The following is a 4,381-nucleotide window of genomic DNA, read 5'->3' on the forward strand; positions in this document are numbered from 1 at the left end:
AGATGGTCGTGCTCAGCACGGGTGTTGAGGACCAAAAGGCGACGCCGGCGCTTGTGGCCAGGTGCTTCAATCAGAACTTCATTGCGCACCTTGGCAATGTCGATCGCTACCAGCACCGCGGCGGCGGGTGTAGAATCTGAAGTGGTCATGGTCGGTCTCTCCGGAATGGGTTGTGACATTCACATTCTAGAGAAACTTTGACTGGCCATGGCCGCCTCGATGTGCGCGCCTGCAGCGAAAAGCTGCGCGCACCGCTGTCTCAGCTGCCGCCGCTCCTTCATTCCGTAGGTGCTACGGCACGGAGCTGACGTCGCGGGCGCCCCAAGGTCACCCGTAGGCGCGGCTCTGCTTTGAACCATCTGAGTTCTAGATGGACGTGATATTGATAATGTTCTTGTCAACTCATGTGCCTGACATAGGGTCAGCACTAGGCAACGCTGGGAGGAATAAACGGTCGCTGCTTGCCGAGGCTTGGAGGCCGATCGGGGTTGCCTAGCCCAATCCACCTCTCGAATGAGGATAAGAAGGTGATACAAGGGAGAACCGCATGAACAAGCTGATGACGATGATAGCAGCTGCAGCCTCACTCGCTGTTGCGTCTCTGGCTGCGTCACCTGAGGCCAGCGCCGGCGCCGTACTCGATAACGTACTTGCTACCAAAACGCTGAGAGTCGCAGCCGGGACGGACTGGGGGACGCTTTCATTCTTGAACGACAAGCATGAGCTCGATGGTTCCGACGTGGACGTGGCTAACGCCATCGCGGAATATCTGGGCGTGAAGGTTAAATTCATAACACCGGCCTGGGATATCATCACGTCAGGCAAGTGGGAGGACCGATGGGACATTGCTATGGGTGAAATGGCCCCAACTAAAGCCCGCGCCGAGAAACTTAGCTTCCCGGCTGTGTACGCCTACGGGGCGGTGGTCGCGGCCGTTCACAAGGATAGCAAAGCAACCAAGCCATCCGATCTCGACGGTAGGGTGATCGGCGTCACAGCAAGCACAGTGGCCGAGTCTTATGCCAATCACAGTTTAACGCAGGACTGGGTGGTCGGCGGTCAGGCGGGCGCTCAGCCAATAAAATTCCAATTCACGCCGGGCGAGATAAAGACCTATCAAACCGACATGGTCGCCCTTGACGACCTTCGGCTCGGCGATGGTGTTCGGCTCGATGCCATCCTAACTAACCGATCGGATCTACGCAATGCGATCAAAGCCGGCTATCCATTGAAAGAGCTTGACGAGCCACTATTCTTCTCGCCGTCGGCAGTTGCAGTTCTGCGCGGCGACAAGGAATTCGGCGACAAAATCGCCCAGGCCATCCAGAAGATGAGGGATGATGGCACCCTCTCCAAGATAATGATCAAGTGGTACGGAATAGATCGATCGGTCAAAGAATAAGTGGTGAATCACTAACGACCAAGGCTAGTCTTGGTCGCTTTTTTTAGAGGGTTGCTGATGCTCTATCAGGACACAGTCGAATCCGAGATCCTGGTCCACAAACCGTGGTTCATCGCTTCGGTATTCGCAGTCGTGCTCGCTGTGTTTTTGGCGGTCAACCTGACCGGCACGACTATGGGCGAACTCATGCGGCCGGTCATCGGCGATCCGCTGGAGAGCGGCCTTTACGGGCGCTTCGCGATCGCGTTTGTGATTGCGGTCGTGTTCTGCCTCAATCTCGTGATGATCGGTTTTGCGCCGCTGAAGGTTCAAATCGGCATCGTGTGGTTTGAGCTACTGATACTTTTTCTCGTTTTCGTGGAAGCGTTTAACTTAAATCTGCCCTTTATTTGGAAGAACCTGCCCTTCCTAATCACACAGGGTATAGTGACTACGCTCTATGTCTCGGCGATCTCGCTTGTATTCTCCTCGCTGATAGGGATTGTTGCCGCCGTTGCGAAACTTTCAAGCAACGGGTTCGCCTACGGCATAGCCAGTTTTTACACTTCTTTCTTCCGCGGTTTGCCGCTTCTGATGCAGATCTACCTGATCTATCTCGGCCTGCCGCAATTGGGCATTGTGATGGATGCCGTGCCATCAGGCATATTGGCGCTTTCGCTGTGCATCGGGGCCTATATGACTGAGATCTTCCGCGCCGGAATTCAAAGCATCGACCGCGGCCAATGGGAGGCATCCCGGTCATTAGGCTTCGGTTTTGGTCTCACCATGCGCCGGATTATATTGCCGCAGGCGCTTCCCGTCATCATTCCCCCAATGGGGAACTCGTTCATCTCGATGCTGAAGGACAGCTCGCTCGTGTCGGTGCTCGGCGTGTGGGAACTGACGTTTCTCGCTCGCACGCTTGGTCAGGCCACCTTCAATCACATGGAGATGCTGATTGCCGTTGCCATGATCTACTGGATCCTGTCCATCTGCCTTGAGCTGATCCAATCCAGGATCGAACGTTACTACGCTAGGAGCAAGGTGCGATGACCGTCAGCAGCGTGGTTCAAGTGAAGGGCGGTCCAAACGGGTATTCTAATGCGGCTGCTGATGTGGCGCGTCCTGAGTCGAGCTTGGATCGGAGGTCGTCGAGCCTAGGGCGGGGACCGGTGAGCGACACAGTTATCGAAGCCAAGAAGGTCTCGAAGTGGTACGGTGCCTTCAGAGCATTGACTGACATCAACCTCACCGTTCGCAAAGGCGAGCGCGTCGTTATCTGCGGTCCCTCCGGATCGGGAAAGTCGACGCTGATCCGCTGCTTCAATCGGCTTGAGGCGCACCAGGAGGGCGAGATCACCGTTAACGGGATCAGGTTGCATAGCAAAATGCGCGACGTCGCTGAAGTTCGCAAAAACGTCGGCATGGTGTTCCAGCACTTCAACCTCTTCCCGCACATGACGGTGCTGATGAACTGCATGGCCGCCCCGATATGGATTAAGGGTGTGCCCGAGGTCGAGGCAAGGAAGCTCGCGCTTAAGTTCCTTGAGCGCGTTCACATACCGGAGCAGGCGAACAAATATCCCGCTCAGCTCTCTGGAGGACAGCAACAGCGCGTCGCGATTGCCCGTTCCCTCTGCATGGAGCCCGCCGTCATGCTCTTCGATGAACCGACTTCGTCGCTCGATCCGGAGATGGTCGCTGAAGTGCTCGAGACAATGACCAGCCTCGCGCGCGACGGCATGACCATGGTCTGCGTCACCCACGAGATGGGCTTCGCGCGCTCCGTTGCGGACCGAGTGATCTTCATGGATGCAGGCCTCATCATTGAAGAAGGCAAGCCGCACGACTTTTTCACCAATCCACAGCATGAACGAACGAAGCTCTTCCTTAGCCAAATCTTGAAGCACTGAGATGATGTTGAACGATCTAGGTGAGTGCCAAGTAGTATCCAGCAAATGTAAGTCAAACGATATATCTATTTAGGCGGCATAGTGCTTGAGGAGACAACTATATGGCCGCAGGAGTGCTTCGATTTGAAGTATCAGAATACAAGAACCGCCTTGAAAAAGCTCGCGGTGCAATGGAGAAGGCGGAGATCGATCTGTTGGTCGTTACGGACCCTGCCAATATGGGATGGCTTACGGGTTACGACGGCAACGCCTTCTATGTGCCCCAATGCGTAGCTGTATCCAAGGATAAAGACCCGCTCTGGTTCGGTCGTGGTATGGACGCCAACGGGTGTCGCCGGACCACCTACCTAGGTGAAGAGCGAATAAGATCGTACGAAGACTATTACGTCCAGTCCGACACATTGCATCCTATGACCGTTCTTGGTCTGATAATCGATGAAGAGGGGCATGGCTCATCGACTATCGGTGTTGAGAAGGACAACTACTATTTCTCTGCCTTGTCGTTTGAAGTTCTTTCCGCGGCGCTGCCTAACGCAACATTCAAAAACGCTGACCGACTTATCAACTGGCAACGTATCGCCGAAAGTATCTTGACACTGAAGGCCAGGTTGAATTCCTCTTAAGTGTTCCACGCAAGTTATTCGTAATTGACTGAGACTGTCGATGAGAAGCGTGGACAATAACTAGCCAAATCGCAGGCGAGCCACAATCTTCCATGAGCGCGAGTTGAGAGGTGGCAACCAGCATCACCCAACATGCTAAACACCAAACGTAAAGGATGACAACCGATGACTGATTTTCCTCGTGCCCAAGGAAAACGCTGGCCGTCCTGGGTTAGGCCCCGATTGGCGTTCCACGGGGCACCTGTGGGCATTTTGATGCTTGATCGCATGCCGGGACCCGGTCTCCGTCCGTACATCCCCGGAGACGCCGGCAACGCCACCACGTGGAGCGTTCCCGTGCGCTATAAAACCGTACCGGGGCTCAACAATACCTGCATTTTCGGGGCGGATGGTGAGGAAAAAACATCGGCTGTGATTGCGGCGGCGAAAGAACTCGTGCGAGAGGGTGCGCGAGTGATTACTGC

4 protein-coding genes and 1 pseudogene are annotated in these 4,381 nt (G+C 55.0%); 4 read left to right on the forward strand and 1 reads right to left on the reverse strand.

Going from position 1 to position 4,381, the window contains the following annotated elements:
* Positions 1–149, reverse strand: a pseudogene (locus tag AC0ZT5_RS34925) (IS110 family transposase); the annotation flags it as partial.
* A gap of 398 nt (positions 150–547) precedes the next feature.
* On the opposite strand from AC0ZT5_RS34925, the gene AC0ZT5_RS34930 reads away from it, so the two are divergent.
* The 4 genes from AC0ZT5_RS34930 to AC0ZT5_RS34945 all read left to right on the forward strand — a co-directional run bounded on the left by AC0ZT5_RS34930 (position 548) and on the right by AC0ZT5_RS34945 (position 3,917).
* Positions 548–1,402, forward strand: a complete 855-nt coding sequence (locus AC0ZT5_RS34930) for a transporter substrate-binding domain-containing protein (RefSeq protein WP_488500134.1) — start codon at positions 548–550, stop codon at positions 1,400–1,402.
* Between the two features lie 57 nt (positions 1,403–1,459).
* Complete coding sequence (locus AC0ZT5_RS34935) at positions 1,460–2,434, forward strand: amino acid ABC transporter permease (protein ID WP_488500135.1); 975 nt, start codon at positions 1,460–1,462, stop codon at positions 2,432–2,434.
* A complete protein-coding gene (locus AC0ZT5_RS34940) occupies positions 2,431–3,294 on the forward strand; it encodes an amino acid ABC transporter ATP-binding protein (RefSeq protein ID WP_488500136.1) in 864 nt (287 codons plus the stop codon). The genes AC0ZT5_RS34935 and AC0ZT5_RS34940 overlap by 4 nt, the downstream gene beginning before the upstream one ends.
* Positions 3,295–3,395: 101 nt before the next feature.
* A complete protein-coding gene (locus tag AC0ZT5_RS34945; protein ID WP_488500137.1) occupies positions 3,396–3,917 on the forward strand; it encodes an aminopeptidase P family N-terminal domain-containing protein in 522 nt (173 codons plus the stop codon).
* Positions 3,918–4,381 lie beyond the last annotated feature (464 nt).

It is taken from the genome of Mesorhizobium sp. CNPSo 4670 (assembly GCF_057784235.1).

Excerpts from the sequence above, each read along its gene's own strand:
- AC0ZT5_RS34930 (WP_488500134.1), top strand. The coding sequence starts at position 548 with ATGAACAAGCTGATGACGATGATAGCAGCTGCAGCCTCACTCGCTGTT.
- AC0ZT5_RS34945 (WP_488500137.1), top strand. The coding sequence starts at position 3,396 with ATGGCCGCAGGAGTGCTTCGATTTGAAGTATCAGAATACAAGAACCGC.
- AC0ZT5_RS34935 (WP_488500135.1), top strand. The coding sequence starts at position 1,460 with ATGCTCTATCAGGACACAGTCGAATCCGAGATCCTGGTCCACAAACCG.
- AC0ZT5_RS34940 (WP_488500136.1), top strand. The coding sequence starts at position 2,431 with ATGACCGTCAGCAGCGTGGTTCAAGTGAAGGGCGGTCCAAACGGGTAT.